The organism is Corynebacterium kroppenstedtii (assembly GCF_016894245.1).
Lineage (GTDB): Bacteria > Actinomycetota > Actinomycetes > Mycobacteriales > Mycobacteriaceae > Corynebacterium.
The window spans coordinates 784243-804385 of record NZ_CP069792.1; the positions used below are offsets into that span (position 1 = coordinate 784243).

At 53.4% G+C, this 20143-nt stretch carries 13 protein-coding genes; 2 read left to right on the plus strand and 11 right to left on the minus strand.

The genetic code is table 11. From position 1 onward, the window contains the following. Positions 1-55: 55 nt before the first annotated feature. The 3 genes from I6J23_RS03470 to I6J23_RS03480 form a co-directional block, all read right to left on the minus strand. Entirely contained in the window at positions 56-1744 is a 1689-nt protein-coding gene (locus I6J23_RS03470; RefSeq protein ID WP_046203663.1) for an L-lactate permease, read from the minus strand. Between the two features lie 403 nt (positions 1745-2147). Beyond that, positions 2148-3404 carry an alpha-hydroxy acid oxidase gene (locus I6J23_RS03475; RefSeq protein ID WP_204582539.1) on the minus strand — a complete coding sequence of 419 codons (1257 nt, stop codon included), beginning with the start codon at positions 3402-3404 and terminating at the stop codon, positions 2148-2150. 239 nt (positions 3405-3643) lie between these two features. Next, the gene (locus I6J23_RS03480; protein WP_204582540.1) at positions 3644-4531 is read right to left on the minus strand and encodes an MFS transporter; all 888 of its coding nucleotides are present in this window, start codon (positions 4529-4531) and stop codon (positions 3644-3646) included. 826 nt (positions 4532-5357) lie between these two features. Here I6J23_RS03480 and I6J23_RS03485 point away from each other — a divergent pair. Further along, positions 5358-6068 (plus strand): hypothetical protein, encoded by a 711-nt coding sequence (locus I6J23_RS03485; RefSeq protein WP_204582541.1) that lies wholly within the window; start codon positions 5358-5360, stop codon positions 6066-6068. Between the two features lie 114 nt (positions 6069-6182). Here the strand turns inward: I6J23_RS03485 and I6J23_RS03490 are convergent, their stop codons facing one another. Together I6J23_RS03490 and I6J23_RS03495 are read right to left on the minus strand one after the other, a co-directional pair. Further along, positions 6183-6977: an esterase/lipase family protein gene (locus tag I6J23_RS03490; RefSeq protein WP_204582542.1), complete on the minus strand. Its 795-nt coding sequence runs from the start codon at positions 6975-6977 to the stop codon at positions 6183-6185. A gap of 108 nt (positions 6978-7085) precedes the next feature. Beyond that, on the minus strand, positions 7086-8462 hold the full coding sequence (locus tag I6J23_RS03495) for a M18 family aminopeptidase (RefSeq protein WP_204582543.1): 1377 nt from the start codon (positions 8460-8462) through the stop codon (positions 7086-7088). 127 nt (positions 8463-8589) lie between these two features. On the opposite strand from I6J23_RS03495, the gene I6J23_RS03500 reads away from it, so the two are divergent. After that, positions 8590-9036, plus strand: a complete 447-nt coding sequence (locus tag I6J23_RS03500; protein ID WP_204582544.1) for a DUF6918 family protein — start codon at positions 8590-8592, stop codon at positions 9034-9036. A 344-nt stretch (positions 9037-9380) separates the two neighbouring features. Here I6J23_RS03500 and I6J23_RS03505 read toward each other — a convergent pair whose 3' ends face one another. From I6J23_RS03505 to dnaA, 6 genes are all read right to left on the minus strand, one after another. Then, positions 9381-10805 carry an amino acid permease gene (locus I6J23_RS03505; protein ID WP_204582545.1) on the minus strand — a complete coding sequence of 475 codons (1425 nt, stop codon included), beginning with the start codon at positions 10803-10805 and terminating at the stop codon, positions 9381-9383. Positions 10806-11302: 497 nt separating this feature from the next. After that, complete coding sequence (gene gyrB, locus I6J23_RS03510) at positions 11303-13351, minus strand: DNA topoisomerase (ATP-hydrolyzing) subunit B (protein ID WP_204582546.1); 2049 nt, start codon at positions 13349-13351, stop codon at positions 11303-11305. A 174-nt stretch (positions 13352-13525) separates the two neighbouring features. Continuing rightward, positions 13526-14224: a DciA family protein gene (locus I6J23_RS03515; protein WP_204582547.1), complete on the minus strand. Its 699-nt coding sequence runs from the start codon at positions 14222-14224 to the stop codon at positions 13526-13528. Further along, a complete protein-coding gene (gene recF / locus I6J23_RS03520) occupies positions 14217-15533 on the minus strand; it encodes a DNA replication/repair protein RecF (RefSeq protein WP_204582548.1) in 1317 nt (438 codons plus the stop codon). Before recF ends, I6J23_RS03515 begins: the two co-directional genes overlap by 8 nt. Before the next feature lie 50 nt (positions 15534-15583). Continuing rightward, positions 15584-16768 carry a DNA polymerase III subunit beta gene (gene dnaN / locus I6J23_RS03525; RefSeq protein ID WP_204582549.1) on the minus strand — a complete coding sequence of 395 codons (1185 nt, stop codon included), beginning with the start codon at positions 16766-16768 and terminating at the stop codon, positions 15584-15586. Positions 16769-17426: 658 nt separating this feature from the next. Further along, positions 17427-19421 (minus strand): chromosomal replication initiator protein DnaA, encoded by a 1995-nt coding sequence (gene dnaA, locus I6J23_RS03530; RefSeq protein ID WP_204582550.1) that lies wholly within the window; start codon positions 19419-19421, stop codon positions 17427-17429. Between the last annotated feature and the right edge of the window lie 722 nt (positions 19422-20143).

Consider the following 20143-nt stretch of genomic DNA (forward strand, 5'->3'; position numbering starts at 1 on the left):
AACCTCCCAACCGCCGAATCTGAGGTTGACGAGTCTTACGGTGACGACTCTGAGATTATGGAATCATCCAGCTCAACACTGTTGCCTGCAACCCGTTGATGATACATAGCGCGATCAGAAGCCCCACGCTCCAAAGGATCACCTTCCGGAGAATCTCGGACTCACGGCCAACCAAGCCAACTGCTGTCGCCACAATGGTTAAGTTCTGGGGGCTCACCAGCTTACCGACAACACCACCGGACGTATTCGATGCAACCATGAGGGCAGGGTCAACATTCGCTTTTTCAGCCGCTGCCTGCTGTAGCGTCGAGAACAAAGCGTTCGCACTGGTGTCAGAACCAGTCACGGCAGTACCCAACCAACCGAGAATCGGGGCAAAGAACGCAAATGCTGCCCCCACTCCAGCAATCCATGTACCCATTGTGATCGTCTGACCCGACTGGTTCATGACATAGGCCAGGGCGACCACGGAGGCAACGGTCAAAATGGAGAATTTCATCTTCACCAAATTCTCCCAATAAGCCTGGCCCAAAACCTTCAAAGACACCCGGTACACAGCGGCAACAATGAAACCTGAGATGATAAGCAATGTTCCTGGCGACGACAGCCAAGTGAATTCAAAGATGGTTGCTCCCGACACCTTGCCGTCTGCGGTCAGAATGTGGCCGTCCGAACCCGGCCAGTGAATCGTGACGTCTGTGCTCTTCAGGAAGTGTTTCACCGGATCGCACAACTCGGCCAAGGAGAAGACCACGAGAACAAGGAGATACGGGAAGAGCGCCATGAACGTCCGGCCCGCGGTGAGCTCACGCTCTTCCGTTTCCTGTGCAACCGTCTCTGCACCTGCGACGTCTTGAGTACCAGCTTCCTGGTCCTCCTTTTGCCGTTCTACAAACAATCGCTCGCGGGCTTCTTCCGTTCCCTTCGGCTTCCACACACGCAACATGATCACGGTGGCAGCGACACCCATCAGAGCTGCCGCAATGTCAGTTAGTTCCACCGAGATGTAGTTAGAGAACACGAACTTGGTGAGGGAGAACACGAGGCCAATGACGAAAGCGATCGGCCAGCACTCTTTCAAACCACGCTTTCCGTCAACCAGAATGCACAGGAAGAGTGGGATAAAGACCGATAAAATAGGGGTCTGTCGGCCGACGATGGCACCGATGTGCTGGTAATCAATTCCCGACAACGCGCCAGCGGTAATGATCGGCGTTGCCACAGCACCGAAGGCAACCGGAGCAGTATTGGCCACCATGACCGACACCGCAGCACGCATGCGGGAGAATCCGATGGTCAAGAGCATGACACCGGTGATGGCCAGGGGCGCACCGAATCCGGCCAACGCTTCCAACATGCCACCGAAGCAGAATGCGATAAGAATTGCTTGCACGCGGGGATCGTCGGAAAGTCGATCGATGAGGGCTCGTAGATCCTGGAAGCGGCCCGAACGAACGGTGATCTCATAGAACCAGATCGCGGCGATGACGATCCACATGATCGGGAAGATGCCGAACACCGCGCCCTGAGTGGCAGCCAAGCCTGCAAGGTGGGCTGGCATTCCATAGGCTGCGATGGCAATGACGAAGGACACGGCCAAGGCGGTGAGACCGGCCCAATGCGCCTTCCACCGCAGTACTCCGAGTGTGACAAAGATTGTGGCCAAGGGGAGGAAAGCTACCAACGCGGAGACAAATAAATTATCTGCCAGCGGAGCCAAATCAGGCTGATAGGTGGAACTCATGACACCGGTTATTCTTACTTTTCAGGGGCATCACTGAGTGATGCCGAGGGACAAACGACGCATCACCCAGACTGCTTCTCACACACCAGCAGAAAATAGTGATGTAAAGCACTTACGTGGTTAAACCACCGTATTAGTCACATCCTCTACGATCACCCTAAACGGGTCAAAAATCGTGATAATGAGACAACTAAAAACCACGGTAAACCGCAGGAATACGTCAGACAGGTCCCCGTTTTTACCCCCAAATGGGAACCTAAAGACGCAACCGGTTCACCGTGGCGTCAAACATATTCACTGGCAATCAGACGGCCAGCGTGCACAACCGCACCCGCGGCGGCGCTAAAGGCTAGCCCTCAGACTGGTGAAAGAACTGTTAAAGAACTAGCCCTCCCGCTGCGGGTTACACAGTTGCATCGTCGCGTGACGAGTCCACACGATTAAAACGAGTGAGCTGCGTAACATGCTGAGGTCCTAGCTCTTCAATGCTCGTGACCTGCAACAACTTCATGGTCCGTTCTATCTGCGACCGCAAGATTTCGATGGTGCGGTCCACACCAGCACGGCCACCAGCCATCAAGCCGTACAGGTAAGCACGTCCAATCAAGGTGAAGTCCGCACCCAGGGCCAACGCGGCAACGATATCGGCACCGTTCATGATGCCGGTGTCCACCATGATCTCCACGTCTTTCCCGACTTCGCGGGCGACCTCGGGGAGAAGCAAGAATGGCACCGGTGCACGGTCGAGCTGTCGTCCACCGTGGTTAGACAACACAATCGCGTCGACGCCAAGATCGGCGAGCTTCTTCGAGTCCTCAAGGTTCTGGACGCCCTTCACGGCGAGCTTCCCGGGCCACATCTCACGAATCGTCTTCAAGTCATCGAAGCTGATCGTGGGGTCCATGGCGTTATTGAGCAGTTCGCCCACTGTGCCACCGGTCGAGCTCAAGGAAGCGAACTCCAGCGGAGGCGTCGTTAAGAAGTCAATCCACCACCAGGGGCGCGGAATAGCGTCGACGACGGTCTTCACCGTCAACTGCGGCGGAATGGAAAAACCGTGACGGACATCGCGCATACGGTTACCGGACACCGGTGTATCGACGGTGAAGAACAAGGTATCGAAACCGGCTTGTGCTGCGCGTTCAACCAACCCGTACGAGATTTCGCGCTTGCGCATCACGTACAGCTGGAACCAGTTACGTCCCGTCGGGTTGGTGGCTTTCACGTCTTCAATAGAAGTGGTACCCAGCGTCGACAGGCAGAAAGGAATGCCCGCAGCCCCGGCTGCACCTGCGCCCGCGACCTCCCCTTCAGTCTGCATGAGGCGAGTGAACCCCGTCGGCGCAATGCCGAATGGCAAAGAAGATGGACCGCCGAGAATCGAGGTGCTCATATCAATCGTTGAAGCGTCCTTCAGGATGGACGGGTGAAATTCCACGTCCTCAAATGCCTTGCGAGCACGGGCGATAGAAATCTCCCCTTCTGCAGCACCATCCGTGTAGTCGAACGCCGATGCTGGAGTGCGACGCTTTGCAATCTTCCGCAAGTCATAAATCGTCAAAGCGCTTTCCAAACGACGCTTCTTCAAATTCAGCTCGGGCTTCTTAAAGTGCAGATATTCCCTAATTTCTTTCGGATTCGGGAACTGACGCTGAACCACGGGGACTCCTATTCACAGGGCGTAAATATAGACATGCGCAAGGCTCGCTAACCTGACACCAATGCTGGCGCAACAAAAGCCCACAACATGAGGGTGAGGCACACGAGATTGTGCTAACTACATTGAGCCTAAACAATTGGTGAATGCATTAACAGTAGGTGTAACCATGCGGGGGTAGGCTAACTGCATTGATAGTGGACGTCACACCAAGTATGGCCATAGTTACTTAACAAGCCTGCTTATTCGGTGCCGTGGGTGACTTGTGATGCGCACGGACGCCATGCCCACCAGCCCATCGCCTTCGCGCACAGCACAACACCAAGAACGACCAACACGACGGCACCCCATCCAGCCGCCGAATAAAACGAAATCGGTGCTACCCCACCAATAGCACCACCGACGTAGTAGCCCCTCAGATACAAGCCGACGCCGGTCGACCTGGCGCCCGCGGCTAACCTCCCCACCATGAGTGTTTCGGCTCCTTGACCAGCGAATACACCGACGCAGGACAGCGCGAGGCCGATAATCACCGCAGGAATCGTCGGAAAGAGAGTGAGGGCGAGACCGCCGACGCTCACGCTTTGTGACGCAAAAAACGGCCGGCGCGGACCCCACTTGTCCATCAGCGCTCCGAAACGTGGCGTCGTCACCGTTGGGATGAGGAATACGACAAAAATCAGACCAATGGTGCTGGTAGAAAGATCGAACGGTGGGTGCGTCAATGCCAGGGAGGCAAACGTAAACGGGGCAACCTGTTGGAACAGCAAGGCGAATCCCACCAGGGCCGGATAGGACCACGACGTCAACGCCGCCACGGACAGGACCGCCATCGCGGCCACAGCGGCCAGTATCACCCGCCGACGGCCAATCCGATCGGACAACATCCCCGCAAAAGGAGCCGTTATGGCAACGGCCACCGTCGTTGTACTGATCGTCCAGGCTGCATTGGTGGTCGAGATATGCGCCCACACGGCGATGTCACCCAGGATCGGCTGCGTTGAATAAAGATTGAGAAGTGCGGTCATTCCTAATAAAACAACCGCACTTTTGATGACGAGCGACACGTGGGTGTGTGGAGCACTGCTGGCCGACGCGGAATCGGCACCACCATCCGGAGTGGTGACCATATGACCTCCGCACGGCTATTGACGACCTATTGGCACCACCTCTAGCTTGATCGACCAGGGAGTTACGAGTGTCGCTTCACAACTCGATACCAGTCCCCCGCGCATGGAACTACCACCTACACGGCGAAGAGGACACCTGCCATTTGCCAGCCTTCTATCGGCAGCGGAAACTACGTCTCCTCCCCGATAAACACAGGCCCACGAAAATAACCAGCGGAAAAACCACGTGGAATGCAAATAAACCAGCGGGGTATTCACCTAGGCTTTAAAGATCTCGCGTAAAGCCGGTAGTGGAAGACGTTTTAAAGCATCCGACACGAATTTACTTGCCCTCATATAATTTACTTACCCCCATATTTAGTCCCGATGTGCTTCACCAGTTATGCATTACGGGATAGACTCTTTCCTTTTAAGCCTATTCCCTCCCCACCATCAAGGTAAAAATAAGCCAATAGGCCATGCGACAAATGTTCTAAGATCAGATAGTTCCTCCCATTTCCTCAAACTCTCTACCTAAATCAACGACCATCGTTAATTTCGAGTAGAGTTGATAATTCGTTTTCAATAACTCTAAATATGCTGTTCACGGGGTGTTTGACGCACATCTCGTACAATGTTAGGCCACGTCGTCATCTAATTTCTACCTAATTAAAAGCAGCAGATGTTTTAAACTACCGCTTTTCCTCACAGACAAATATCACAATCTCATTCATTTCACAGAAACGTCGTTTATAGAGTATCCTCAATTATTAGCTGAGAGAGAAACTCCAGCATCCGAAACCGCCAGATTTGACATAATCTGCACATCATATTTTTTGGGGGGAAAGTGCGCCGCCTACTTCGCGCATCTATTGCCGCATTATCGATCACACTTGCTGCTGTTGGCATGCCCATGGCAGCTAACGATGCTCACGCCGTTGAGCACCCAACGTACTCACATCATCCGTGGCCTGACGCCTCGAAGGACTTCAAAACCAAAGGTGTCTTTACTACTCCGAACCAACGCACCATCACTGTCCACCAGGGAGCTACTATCCGTTCGGGTAGCGGCGGAACCTGCAGTATCACGTTGATCGGAGACCGTACCGGATACACAGCAGAGCACTGCTCTCACGGTCGGTGGACTCGAGGAACCGAGATCTTCGACCAATCGAACCATCGTATTGGACGGGTAGCGGCAATGAGTCGAGGTCTAGATGCCGTCAAGATTGATCTAGACTCCGCTGTCCGTGTCGACGGACGCTGGGAAAAACGGGACTATAACTCACTTAACGTGGGAGAACCTGTCCATGTCCTCGGACTCGGCCAGCGTTTCAACGAGTCTCGTGTTACCGATCGTCCCCTCATGGGCTGGAACGGGCGCCCCAATACTGTGGCCCTCGTTTCACCTCTTAATTCCAAACCCGGCACGTCGGGTGGAGCAATGGTCGATCGATACAATCGCGTCATCGGAATCAACGTCGGCTACCTGGAGAACTACACCGGAAAATATGGTGCCTACATCCCGTGGAACGTAGTCGATTCAGAACTGCGATAAATACACATGTTAGGTGCACCCCAACCTGCACGGTGCACCTACACCACCGTCACTAAGCACCGTTATCACGTGCAATAACCTATTAGGCTTCTCCGGGATAAAGTCTTGGGCGAATCACAGCCCATCCTGGAAGATGGTGTCCTTCGCCTGGATAAAATCAATCGGCTCGTCAACATACTCACCAGTGCACATGCCATTCAACGCGGCAAGGACCGTGGCTGAAACCTCAGATTGTAAAGGCTCTATTGAGTGGTGAAAACCACCATTAATTAGGGGCGACGGAGACGCCACCGGCTTCATCCTGCACTGTCCACCATCCAACCGGCCATCCGCCCACTCATGTTCACCGCGTATAGCGTAATACTCGGTAGGACCAGGAGTATCATCCCCAGCATTTAAACGGTTCATGTACTCCGAACCTGGACACAAATCCTTAGCACTACCACCCTGTACACACGCGCCCGGACTTCCATACTGAGGCGACCCAATTGCGATATACCGGGCAATCTCCTCCGTACCCCCTTGGTACTTCACATACTCACGGGCACTAATACCACCAGCACTATGTCCGACCAGTGAAATCTCCGCATCAGGATTATCCTCACGAACGCGATGAACTGCGTCGGCAATGCGATGAGCATCGGCAACAACGTCGATCCCTTTAAGATCAAGAATGCGAGTATCGTACCCGCCCGCCTCCAGGTTCGCCTTCATTTTTCCGTACGGCAGCGTGCCCACTGACTGCCCAGGAAGAATAAAGACAACAGGGCGAGACCCCTCGCTAGGAACACCATCCGGGGCGGCAAAGGCGTCTCCGGCATGAGCGGCTGGCGCGACAAAAAGAGCACACACTCCAGCACACGAGGCTCCAGCGGCCGCTATTGCAGCTTTCAAGGTTTTAGGTAGCATAGGCTGAAACTACCAAGGATTATTAATTAACTCAACCTAACCTCGGGTGGGCTAACGATCACCGAGTACTTGCCCTTCGACGAGGAATGTCTCCACCCGGCACTCCAATCACTGTCCATATTCCAGTGATTCCATCGTCCAAAAAGCATCCATCGCCCTCGAGAGCGCCCAGCAATCATATTCGTGGCTCATTTCTCGCGCAGAATGCATCGAGAGCAGGGGGATGCCGACGTCTACCGTGACCATTCCCAGCCGAGTCGCCGTGATGGGCCCGATTGTCGACCCACATGGCATAGCGTTATGTGAAACAAACGCTTGGTGGCGAATGCCAGCGCTTTCACACGCGCGCTGCCAGATTCCCTCGCCCACAGCGTCTGACACATAACGCTGGTTAGCGTTAATTTTCACCATTGGTCCGTGTCCCATCATTGGCCGCGTGTCCGGGTCATGACGTTCTGGATAATTGGGGTGCACCGAGTGTCCCGCATCCGACGATATGCACACGGAGCGAGCCATCGTTCGCGCTTCCTCATCGGCGTCATAACCCAAAGCAACGGCCGTCCGGTGTAAGACATCCTCGAGGAACGGACCTGCCGCACCCGATCGAGTTCCCGACCCAACCTCTTCATGATCATTCGCGACGAAGACCAGGATGTCATCGCTGGGGATCGCGTCGGTATCCAACTGCTGTAAAACGTGAAATCCCGCAAATACCGATGACAAATTATCCTGACGACCCGACGCAATAAACTGTGACTGAGCACCAAATGTGGCCGCCTTCTGCGTCGGAACCAGCTTCAGATCCCAGCCAAAGATCTGGCTTTTATTCAATAGGCCCGCGGACTCTGCGATGACTTCCATAATGTCGGCGCTATCATCATCGACCGTCCACGCGGGGTGAATATGTTTCTGGGGGTTCAGCTCTAACCCTTCATTCACCTTACGGTCTAAATGGATGGCCAACTGCGGGACACGTGCAATCGGTTTCGTGCGGACGAGATGAACAGCACCCATTTCGTCGACGACTCGCCCAGCTACGCACAGCTCACGGTCGAGCCATGAATTTAATAAGGCCCCGCCGTAGACCTCCACGGCTAAGTGTCCCCATCCATCTGACGTTGTGGACTGAGGCGTCGGTTTTAAAGCTAGTGCTGGGGAATCCGTGTGGGCACCGATGATGCGGTACGCCGGGTGACGCACACTGTTGTCGTCTTTTGTTACCGCGGTTTTCTTTCGCGCGTTGTCGCGTTCGGCAGTGTCATCCACGTTAGCCAGCGGAGGAATGACATAAGCGATCATTGCGCCATCACGGATAACATAATGTCCCCCGGGGCTTACATCCCATGAGTCGGTTTCTTTTTGTGGATGGAAACCCGCCTGCCGGAGCTCGTCGGCCATCATCGCAACAGCGTGGTAACTCGTCGGAGATTGATCCATGAAATTCATGTATGCGCTGATGTACTGGTCTGAGTGGGATGAAGACATATGACGATCATAAGCCTGCTAGTGACGATGCGCGCTACGCACATAGGTTTATCTGTGCAGCCGCGATTGACCTCCCCGTTTATTGCGATGCCACAAGGTGACGGTTTTTTGGCTAGTCTTAGAGCCTATGTCTGAACTTTCCGATATTTTGACTAAAGATGGTACTCGAGATTCCGTGGTCTCTGACCTGGCGGAATCCACCGAGAACTCCATCAACAACCTTTCCGGGCTATCCGGTAAAGCAATCAAGACGGCTTTCAGTGGTGCAGTTAAGGCTCGGCCCGATCTGGTCAAAGACATGACCGATCGCCTTTTGCCTCATCTTGCTGATCGCCTCAACCCCTATTGGCAGGCCTACCAAAATGGGAAGCCGGAAGGTGGCTTTGGTAAGTACCTGGAAACGCGGTCGGATGAAGTCACTAAGGATTTAGCGGACCTAAGTGATGAGCGCATGGGAAGCATTAATAACTCAGGTGCTCAGAAAATCTACAAAACCTTCCGCGGGAAGCTCGAAGGGATCGTCGAAAAGGGACTTCCCGATCTTGGTGACATTATTGAGAAGCACGCTTCCTAGGAGCACCTCTCCACTTTGAGGCACACCTGACACTGATACAACCTGACATTTATAGAACCGGCGTTACGTAAGAGCGACGGTTTCTCATGGCGTCAAAGTATTATTAGCGTCAGATCGTTGAAAACCCAGCCGACTCCGTTCGGGATCGGCTGGGTCATTTTTATGAAGTTATTCCGTGGACCTAAATAGCCTCGGCGGGGTCAACGGTGTTTCACGTGAAACATTGCCTTCTACACGAATGGATGGAATGACGTAACACACAGAGTTTTCGACGCTGACCACGTCGGCTGCCCCGGATGTAGGAAATGGAGTGGCGTCATAAAGAATACGACGCCCCGACGGTGTTAAGCGTGAGACTTCTCCGCTTCCCGTGCGGCGAGATACTCCTCATACGTTTGCCGGCCTCGAACCACCCATACGACACTCATTAAGGCCGTCCAGGCGACACCGACAACCAGAGCCAACCGTGTATCGTCGGAAAACATCATCATGATAATCGTGATAACAACCATTGCGAGAGCAAAGTATTGACCCCACGGCCACAGCGGAACCGGGTAGGTCAGGTCTTTGCTGGCGGGTGCCTGGTCTCCCGTCCGGCTGGCGAGGTGGGCCAACAATATCATCAACCATACAAAAACCGTGGCGAAGGTCGCTAGAGCAGCAATCACGAGGAACACGCGCTCCGGGATTAAGAAGTTGATGACCACGCCAATCACTAGAACTCCGAGCATTACTGTAGTTGTAAAGATGGGCACACCTTTGGCCGATGTACGAGCGAAGGATCGTGGGGCCAATCCTTCAGCCGCCATTCCGTGGACAACCCGGCCCGCGCCGAAGAGATCTGAGTTAATGGCTGATAGAGCTGCAGTAATAACCACGACGTTGAGCAGAGCCGCTGCCCAATTCACACCTAGATCATTAAATATTTGCACGAAAGGGGACGACTCACCATTAATTTCTGACCACGGGTTAATAGTGACAATCACCGCGATGGCCAACACGTAAAACAGCAGAATACGTATCGGGACCGAATGAATGGCCTTTGGAATTGTTTTCGCCGGATCTTCGGCGTCTCCAGCGGTTACTCCGATGATCTCAGAACCACCGAATGCGAACATCACGACTACAAGTGCCATAGCCATGCCCCATGGCCCATGAGGGAAAAATCCTCCATGAGACCACAAATTGTGGACGCCGGAATCGGCGTGATTTCCTAATCCGAAAATTAAGATGATTGCACCACCGGCAATCATAGCTACCACAGCGGATACCTTGATTATGGTGAGGCCGAATTCGAGTTCCCCAAAAAGCCGTGAACTCGTTACGTTGACGGCCCCAACGATGAGTAAGGTCACCGCCACCCATACCCATTGGGGTGACTCCGGGAACCAGAATTTCATATATGTTCCGATAGCGGTCAGATCCGCAAGGCACACGATCACCATTTCGAACGCGTACATCCAACCTGTGATGTATCCCGACCATGGACCGAGGAAGATTCGGCAATACTCGGCGAAGGATCCTGATACGGGCATTCGCACCGCCATTTCGCCAAGGGCGCGCAACATGAAGTACACCACCGCGCCACCCAAGACATAAACCAAAAGTACGGCGGGACCAGCTGACTGAATGGCATCAGCTGAGCCATAAAACAGACCTGTACCAATGGCGGATCCTAGGGCTATGAAGTGGACGTGCCTAGCGCTCAGTCCCCTTTTTAATCCTCTATCACCGGATGATGACGTCTCTATTTTTGCGTTACTGCCCATACATAAAAATCCTTTACTATTACGCAGTAGACTCCATTGAATTTCATCCAGCGAATGGACGATGTTTCACGTGAAACATTATTCCGTTTCCACACAAGAACTACGTGGAAACAACCGGTAGTTTCTCGCTCCCATAAGTTAACCACTTCAACGACGTTGGGCTGACTAGAGGTCTCACGCTGAGATTCATACCTTGTTGGAACCACTCCCTTACCCTCCCAACGCCAATGTTTCACGTGAAACGTGTGGCACCACCAGAATCGTCGACAGTCGAAAATTCAGAGAGTAAACCAGACCTCAACACAGTTCGGACCTCAATTCCAACCTCACGGCGCGCACATATCCTCAACTGCGGCCCCTGACCGACCGAAAAGCACCCAACCACCCCGCGCGAGTTATTTCGTCACACTGACTTAAATACACCAAAGCGGCTGATCGCTGCAATCAGCCGCTTATGGTCGATATCTTCATGTCCGGAGACGATTCCGGCACACAAACTAAATATCCAAGAAACGAACATCCTTCGCGTTACGGGTAATAAAGCTGCGACGGGCTATAACGTCGTCACCCATGAGAACCGAGAAGATCTCATCTGACTTAGCCGCGTCCTCCAACTGAACCTGACGAAGAATACGGATCGAGGGATCCATCGTCGTTTCCCACAGCTCCTTGGGGTTCATCTCACCCAAGCCCTTATACCGTTGGATGCCATCATCTTTATTAATTTTCCGGCCTTGCTCGAGGCCTTCCGCTAATAACTCATCACGTTCCGCGTCGGAATAAGCGAACCCAGGCGCTCCTTTGCCCCACTTCAGCTTATAAAGCGGTGGCTGCGCCAAATACACGTGGCCCTCTTCGACCAGCGGACGCATAAACCGGAAAAGCAAGGTCAACAAGAGGGTTGCGATGTGCGAACCGTCAACGTCAGCATCGGCCATCAGGATGATTTTGTGATAGCGCAGTTTCTTGATATGGAACTCGTCGTGAATTCCGGTACCCAACGCGGTAATGATCGCCTGAACTTCGTTGTTCTTCAGAACACGGTCCAACCGCGCCTTCTCCACGTTCAGAATCTTCCCTCGAAGAGGAAGAATGGCTTGGTACATCGAATCACGGCCAGATTTGGCCGAACCGCCAGCGGAATCACCCTCCACGATGTAGAGCTCAGACAGCGTCGGGTCTTTGGATCGGCAATCAGCTAACTTACCTGGTAAACCGCCCAGGTCCGTCGCGGATTTACGGCGAACTAAATCACGAGCCTTGCGGGCCGCCACGCGTGCCTGGGAAGACGATACCGCTTTATTGACAATGATCTTCGCTTCGGCCGGATTTGATTCGAACCAGTGGCTGACATTCTCAAAGACCTGCTTCTGGACAAAGCTCTTGACCTCGGTGTTTCCAAGTTTCGTCTTCGTCTGGCCCTCGAACTGGGGGTCGGCTACGCGGACAGAGATAACGGCCGCGAGACCTTCGCGGCAATCGTCGCCACTCAAGTTAGGTTCTTTGTCCTTGAGCAGTTTGTGCTCCCGCGCATACCTGTTCATTAACGACGTCAGCGCGGCGCGAAACCCTTCCTCGTGGGTTCCGCCTTCAATGGTGTTGATCGTGTTGGCGAAGGTGTGAACACTTTGGGCGTAGCCCGAGTTCCACTGCAGCGCCACTTCGACCTCATGCTCATCACCCTTAGCATCGAAAGTAATAATCGTCGGGTGTATCGCGGTCTTCGTCTTGTTGATGGAGGCAACGTAGTCCTTTAACCCATCAGGGTAATGGAACGTTTCCGTCCGCTCTTTGGGCTTTTTAGCTTTCTGTTCGGCATCAGCAGCCGCCTCTTCGGCGGACTTCGCCGCAGCTGCTTCTTCGACAGTATCGTCGGCATCGTCGGGCGTTTCGATTGCCTGGTTACGCTTATCGGTCAGCGTGATGTACAGGCCCTTATTAAGGAACGCCATCTCCTGAAGGCGCCGAGCAATCGTCTCAAACTTAAACTCGGTTGTTTCGAAAACATTCGGATCCGGCCAGAAGCGGATAGTCGTCCCTGTTCCACGGGCTTTTTTGCCCTGGACTAGCTCATCGGGAATCGCATCGGCGAAGTTCTGATACCAGCGGTAACCATCACGTTTGATTTCAGCTTCGACCCGGGTAGATAAGGCATTGACGACGGAAATACCGACGCCGTGCAGGCCACCGGACACAGCGTACGAGTCGTTGTCGAACTTACCGCCAGCGTGGAGTTGCGTCATGACCACTTGGACGGTGGGTGCTCCCGAGGGGTGCATGGAAACGGGGATGCCACGTCCGTCGTCGACAACTTCGATGCCCCCATCTTTCATGATGGTGACGTCGACATGCGTGGCGTACCCGGCCATGGCTTCATCGACGGAGTTATCGACAACCTCCCACACGAGGTGGTGTAGGCCTCTTTCTCCAGTCGAGCCGATATACATTCCGGGTCGCTTGCGGACGGCTTCGAGCCCCTCGAGAATGGTGATCGATGAGGCGTCGTAGTCGTGCCTTGTGTTATTTTCGGCAGCATTTTCGGCCACGATGTAGCAGCGCTCCTTTACTTTTCACAGTTGCCCACCATCATACCCGGTATCCCCCCTCGGTTGAACGCCCACCGGGCGTGTAGGGCCCGTATGACGCGATTTTCGGACTCGTATAGTGCGGGGACTATTCCAGAAATTGTTACCACTGGGATATGTCGCGCATGTGTTCCACTATCCATAGGTATCGCGTGGTCCCCGGCCTTTGACATGTAGCGGTCCATGCCGCCACGACGGTGGCCGTGGACCAAAGATTTTCACCGCAGTTATGACGTCAGGCCCCACGTGTTGTGCAATTCTGCTCAGCAATTCTGTCTGCAAATACCGCAGTTCGGACGCTTTAGCGGTGGAATCACACTCAAGAAACAGTGTCGTATCTTTAATCATCCTTATCCTGGAGTGCTCCCCTAAGTAATCACCTGCAACCGTGGACCAGTTAGCAGTAATCCACCCATGGGAAACCTTCTCCGTCCACCCGCGCCGCGCGACTTCCCGATTGACAATCGTGCCCAGGGACTCGTACCGACGAGTATTCTTCCGGCGGTGACCATCCGGTCCCGTGGGATACACTCGAGATGTGCGCGAAAACTCACGGAAAACCGACATCGCGCTGGTAGTTTTCGCCCGTGATGAGTCTTTAAAATTTGTGTCCTTATCGACTTTCTTGCCGACGCTTCCTTCGTCGGGCTTATCGACGGTCTTGTGGTTCACACCATCTTTGTGAGCAGCACCGTTTTTACGGGTCGCGCTGTTCTGGTCAGAGTTATGGCCTTTCGGTGAGGTGGTCTGAAGGACTTTCCGCATGTTGGGGGGCATGGGCACACGGCCGTGCGAGTAAATGCGGGCAAGTGCTTCGGCAACGGGGTCATTCATGAACGTCGCCTCCCTGGCCGTCGGTCTCCGCCACAGTTTCATCTACGGCACCTTCCCTCGCCGTAGACTCCGGCGCTTCGGCTTTAGCGGAGTCGTGAGTGATTCGAGAAGACCTAATGTCTGAACCATCGGGCGTCGACGCTTCCACTGTAAGAACGCGAATGTCACTATTCACCAGGTCCTGCGGCAAATCATCCCCCACGGCCGCGGTAACCAATGTTTGTTCCGCATCCTTGGCAACAGTGGCGAGGGCGCGTCGTCGGGCAGCATCTAACTCCGCGAAAACATCGTCGAGAATAAGAATGGGGTCCGTGCCTTGCTCACGTTGCCATTCAAAGGAAGCTAAACGCAGCGCAAGCGCGAATGACCAGGATTCACCGTGACTGGCATAACCTCGCGCTGGTTGGGTTCCTAACAACAATTCAACATCGTCGCGATGAGGACCACACGTGCTTGTCCCCCTCTGAATATCAGTATCACGCCGGCGGGCCAGCTCCGATAACAACACTGCCTCAATAACAGGTGTTGCTCCTACGACATCATTGGCGACGGTTTCCGGCGTGATCCCAGCATCACCAAGGGCTTTATCGACGGTGGACCGGTAGGTGATCTGCGCAGGTCGAGATTCTGGCGCCAGCCGCTGGTACGCGTTTTTTACGTAGGGCGAGAGCACATGGGCCAAGACAATCCGCTGCGCCATGACATGTGCACCGGCCGCTGCCAAGTGCGAATCCCATGTGTCCAGTGTGTCCAGGGCGGAATCGGAGTCATTTCCTCCGCCATATCCTTGTCGGAGGGGTCTCGAGGCCCGTTTGAGCAGCGTATTGCGTTGGCGAAGGATCTTATCGTAGTCGGAGCGAGTGCCTGCCCAGCGGGGAAACCGTCCGATGAGGAGATCGTCAAGGAAACGCCGCCGGTGTTCGGGTTCACCACGTACTAGAGCTAAATCTTCTGGTGAAAAAAGAACAGTTTTGACAATTCCAATCAGCTGACGTGGGCTTTTACAGGGAGCGCGGTTTATTTGGGCTTTATTCGATCCACGTGCCTTGATAAGCATATGGGCGGTCAGTTCCCGGCCACTATTGATGGCCGTTGCAGACACCGTCGTGTATTCGTGTCCCTCGCGAACCAGCGGAGCATCCGTCGATACGCGGTGCGAACCCAGGTGGGCGACATAATCAAGCGCTTCCACCACGTTGGTCTTTCCATGACCATTCGGCCCTGAAAACACAGTAATTCCCGGGCCGAGCTGAAGATCCAACTCTGGCCACGACCGGAAATTACGTAATTGCAGCGCACGGATATACACAGGTGGGATGCCTCGTGGGGATGGGAACAGCGTCGAACAAAAATATGTCTTTAGCCCGGTAGCCGGACTGGCATCAGGAGGTATGTGAAGTATGTCGATGGTGTCGGGAATTGGCCATCACTGTCCTGCTCGGGCATGGTTTCTGGCTCTGGGATCAAGATCGCCGGGCGGGAGGGTTGAGTAAACCCAAACACCACATTCTTTGTATCGATCGAGGCTAAGCCTTCTTTCAGGTAATTCGCGTTGAATGCGATAAGAAGTGGCTCGCCGGCAAATTGAGCGGGAAGGGTCTCCTCCGCGGTGCCTGCCTCTGAACCTCCAGCAGACAAGACGAGCTGATCCTCAGAAAACTCTAGTTTGACCTGGGCATTTCGTTCAGCCACCAGGCTGACGCGTCGAATAGCGTCCAACAGCGGCGCTATTTCCACGATGGCCATGGATGAGTGGCTCTTGGGCAATAGCGGCCTGAATTTGGGGAAATCGGCGTCGATCAGTCGTGTTGTTGTCTGCCGATTCTCCGACACGATGCCTAAAAGCCCATCTTTGCCGACGTCTTGGGCAGCGCCCATCGCAAGTTGGATGGGATCGTTCAGGCGGGTATCGAGCGTCCGAGCAGAATCGGCCAAGGTACGTGCCGGGATAAGGATTTCTGCGTCGACGTCGGGTGACGACGGTTCCCACGTAAATTCACGAACGGCTAAACGGAAACGATCAGTCGCGGCAAGTACGACGTTATTCCCTTTGACCTCCATTTTTATGCCGGTGAGCATAGGCATGGAGTCATCTTTGCCTGCTGCCGACGCAACTTGACCAATGGCAGCAGTGAAGACATGCGGATCAATGTGCCCGGTCTCTTCCGGTAATGATGGAAGTTCCGGATAATCTTCGATCGTCATTGCGGGTAATTCGAAATTAGATTGCCCACACGCCACATGAACTTTGGTGCCGTCGACGGAGATAGCGACATCTTTGTGTGGAAGTGACCCAATAATGTCGTTAGCTAATTTACCAGCGACGAGGACCTGCCCGGGTTCAAGCACTTCGGCCGAAATGCGCACACGGGTGGAGACTTCGTAGTCGAATCCGGCGAGGAGCAAGCCGTCATCGTCGGCGGTCATCATGACGCCTCGAAGAATCGGCTGAGTTGGTTTGCTCGCTAAACTACGCGCTACCCAGCTTAAAGCTGCGGATAAGTCATCTTTCGCTACCCGAAAAGAAACACCATTGGGTTCCATTGTTACTCCGTGTTCATTGAGTCGGTAGTGGTTGTGCTCGTTGTCGTCATCGTGGAGTGATGCACGTTTGGATGTTACCTACTCCTAGTGACAAACCCGAGTCACTTTTTGTTATTTCAGCCCGTAATTGATTTTCCATGTCACTAACGCATGTGCTGTCAAGCCCTCTCAACGCAAGGCTGCACATGTGCTTTGATCTGGGTTATCCCCACAGAACGGCGAGCCCTATTTCTATAACTCATTTCCCTGAAAGAAAAAGCGGTAATAGCAGTAGGGGCTGTGGAAACAGTGGATAACCGGGATTGTCGCTTGTCATTATCGATATTGGGTTGTGGATAAACTGGGGATAGCGCTGTGGATAAAGTGGGGTGGTCTGTGGAGAACCGGGGTGGGTATCAATTTATTCACAATCATGGCTTAGTTATCCCCTGTTATATCCACTGTTTTGGTGTAGTTATCCACAGGAGTAGTTGCTAAAAATTCGAGGTTATCGGGTCTATTATAGCAATGGTGCTACAACGTAGTTTGTGACTGAAATCATGAAATAACAAAGTTGTAATTACACAGGTGTGGATAACATTGTGGATAAGATGAGATTTTAATAAATGTGCAGGTCAGCGCACTAAGTTATCCACAACGGGCTTAAAACACCAGGATGCTAACGAGCTTGATCTTTGATACGTGCGGTGATCTCTTGAATGGCCTCATTCGTGGAGCGCTTCTCGCTCATTTCTTTCCGTATCTTCCGCTCTGCATACATCGCGGTGGTGTGATCGCGTCCACCGAACTTGTTGCCGACCTTGGGCAGTGAAAGGTCCGTCAATTCCCTACACAGGTACATCGCGACCTGCCGAGCATGAGCGATGGGCCGCGCTTTACCAGGCCCGGTCAGGTCAGCCGTCGTCAAGTTAAAGTATTCCGCAGTCACGGAGATGATCGTCGGTGCCGTAATCTCCACTACTTCAGGAGCAACCAAATCTTGAAGTTGATCCCGCGCCATGTCGAGTGTGACGGGGGTGTGCTGGATTGATGAGACAATCAGCACCTTATTCAGCGCGCCCTCTAGCTCACGCACGGACTCAGCTTTCTGCTCTGCTATAAATGACAACACTTCGCTGGGGACGTGCGCGTTCTCCCGTTCTGCTTTTAGCCGGAGAATTGCGATGCGCGTTTCGAGGTCAGGTTTCTGAATGTCCTGCGTGAATCCCCATTGGAAACGGGTCCTGAGTCGAGGCTCTAGCTCCGTCAACTCCTTGGGCGAGCGATCCGAGCACAGGACAATCTGTTTTTGTGCTCCATGGAGGGCATTGAAGTTGTGGAAAAATTCGATCTGAGTCTCTGGTTTGCCGGCCAGAAATTGAATGTCATCTACCAGCAGGATGTCGAAGCTGCGATACTTTCGTTTGAAGTCCTCGCCTCGGTTATTGCGAATCGAGTTGATCCATTCATTGGTGTATTCCTCGATCGACACGTACCGGACGCGCAGATCGGGGCGCAGTTCAAGGGCTCGATGCCCAATGGCGTGAAGAATATGAGTCTTCCCCAGACCAGATCCACCCCAAATGAAGAGCGGATTATAGGCTTGAGCTGGGTTTTCTGCGACAGCGATGGCTGCAGCTCGAACTACTCGGTTCCCTTCGCCGGCAACGAGATTGTCGAAGGTGTAGTTTTCGTTTAACCACGATCGCTCGGAGTCAGGTTTTTGTTCTTGCCGACGCTGGGGCCTGGCATTGTTGATGTACCCCTCGCTCCATCCCTGCGGGGGTGTGTCCGCGGATGTGTCATAAGAATGGCCGACGTGGGCGCTTCCTCTTTCAGGAGAAGAAGGTGAGGAAAGAGAGGATGAGGAAGCTGGCTTGGTGGGGGTGCCGTCGGAAAAATTGGATGGACGTTCCCCTCGTGGGGGGTTGTCGGGGTAATGAAGAACGTAGGGATCGTCGTCACGTGGGGTGGGTCGGGGCATTTCATGCGAGGGTTGCCCGTGTTCTTGTGCGGCGTTTTCGCTGGTTAAACCGATTTCCGGATTGGCGTTGAGCTGTGAAAAATCGCGGTAAGACTCCGCGGGACGAGGTTGTGCGGGAGGAGTTTCCGTGTGATGTGACTCTGTGGTGTGAGAGTCCGTGTGGCGAGGCTCTTCGGGGGAACTATTGGTTTCCGTGGTAGCGGAGTTAATCGAGATAGCGAGTTTTATTGGCTCACCAATAGCTGCGGTGAGTTCGGCAGCGATGATGTCGCCGAGTTTGCGCTCAAAGACCCCTTTAGCTGTTCGGTTAGGGGTGGAGATAACGGCGATACCGCCGATAAGACCGACTGGGGCAGCTTGCTTTAACCAGGCCTTATCCTGAGGAGTAATTCGCGTCCCGGGCATTTGTCCTGGGATATCCTCGCGGGAATTCATGGCCATCAGTTGTGCGACAACATTATTCCACGTCGTGAAAAAGTCCTCGCTAACTTGTCCAAATTGGTGAGGGCTGCCCCCAAGGTCCATCGGTAATCCTTTGTGTTGCTGTTTTCGTATTGCTGCTATGTCGTGCTCGGAATGTGCTGGTGAGTGCACGCGAGGCCGGGTGGATCCGTTTTTCGTCACAGGTATCGATGACGTTGTGTGCGGGTACCCGTGGCTGTCGAGGAAAACATCGACGTTCGCGCTCATGTGTGTTTGAGTTTTACACCGTAATGCGGGGTTTCGCTCATGAAAAATGACATTATGGCGGTCTCTAGTGTGGGTTGATGGTCAGATTTTGTTACTAATTTGGGCAGAGCATAATTCCACATTTGTAATTTACGTTCTCCCCAGAAATCTGCTTACTTGTGAATAAGCTGTGAATAACATAATACAGACGTCAGAAGCGTTTTCCACAATGTTATCCACAACCTGGGGATAAAGAGGGTTCAAGTTTATCCCCAGAGCGCTATGAGCCTGTGGATTAATCATGCTGTGGAAGAGTTGGCCTTGACCTGGGAAAATAAACCTCAAGTAAAGGTTGAGGTCACAGATGTGGACAACTTATCCACACCCCCTGTGGAATATGTAAGGACACGCGATACGACCTGGACTTTCTATTCTGGGAGGTTTATCCACAGGCTTAATGATGTGTCTTTAGCCACTGTTGACTTTTGTGGAGTTTATAAGTGAATGACAACCGTGCTATTTAGGGGTACATTGAGCGGTTTGATCGTTGATTTGTGACTCGTGTGGTAAAACCCGTAGTCTTATAAGGTCATTCGTAATAGATCTGTGATGCCTGCGCTTTCGGTGGCGTCCGATCTTTCACGAGCATGGCAATACACAGCGATTCTGGCTTTGGCTTCATGCTGTTTCTGCCGAAAAGCTGCTCGCCCCGTGTTCGTCGCATGGGAGGTACTAGCGGGTAC

What these genes read in the sequence shown, in the direction of transcription:
- I6J23_RS03480 (WP_204582540.1), bottom strand. Translation starts at nt 4,531, where the DNA reads ATGGTCACCACTCCGGATGGTGGTGCCGATTCCGCGTCGGCCAGCAGT.
- dnaA (WP_204582550.1), bottom strand. Translation starts at nt 19,421, where the DNA reads ATGAGCGCGAACGTCGATGTTTTCCTCGACAGCCACGGGTACCCGCAC.
- I6J23_RS03495 (WP_204582543.1), bottom strand. Translation starts at nt 8,462, where the DNA reads ATGTCTTCATCCCACTCAGACCAGTACATCAGCGCATACATGAATTTC.
- I6J23_RS03515 (WP_204582547.1), bottom strand. Translation starts at nt 14,224, where the DNA reads ATGAATGACCCCGTTGCCGAAGCACTTGCCCGCATTTACTCGCACGGC.
- dnaN (WP_204582549.1), bottom strand. Translation starts at nt 16,768, where the DNA reads ATGGAACCCAATGGTGTTTCTTTTCGGGTAGCGAAAGATGACTTATCC.
- I6J23_RS03500 (WP_204582544.1), top strand. Translation starts at nt 8,590, where the DNA reads ATGTCTGAACTTTCCGATATTTTGACTAAAGATGGTACTCGAGATTCC.
- I6J23_RS03505 (WP_204582545.1), bottom strand. Translation starts at nt 10,805, where the DNA reads ATGGGCAGTAACGCAAAAATAGAGACGTCATCATCCGGTGATAGAGGA.
- I6J23_RS03470 (WP_046203663.1), bottom strand. Translation starts at nt 1,744, where the DNA reads ATGAGTTCCACCTATCAGCCTGATTTGGCTCCGCTGGCAGATAATTTA.
- I6J23_RS03490 (WP_204582542.1), bottom strand. Translation starts at nt 6,977, where the DNA reads ATGCTACCTAAAACCTTGAAAGCTGCAATAGCGGCCGCTGGAGCCTCG.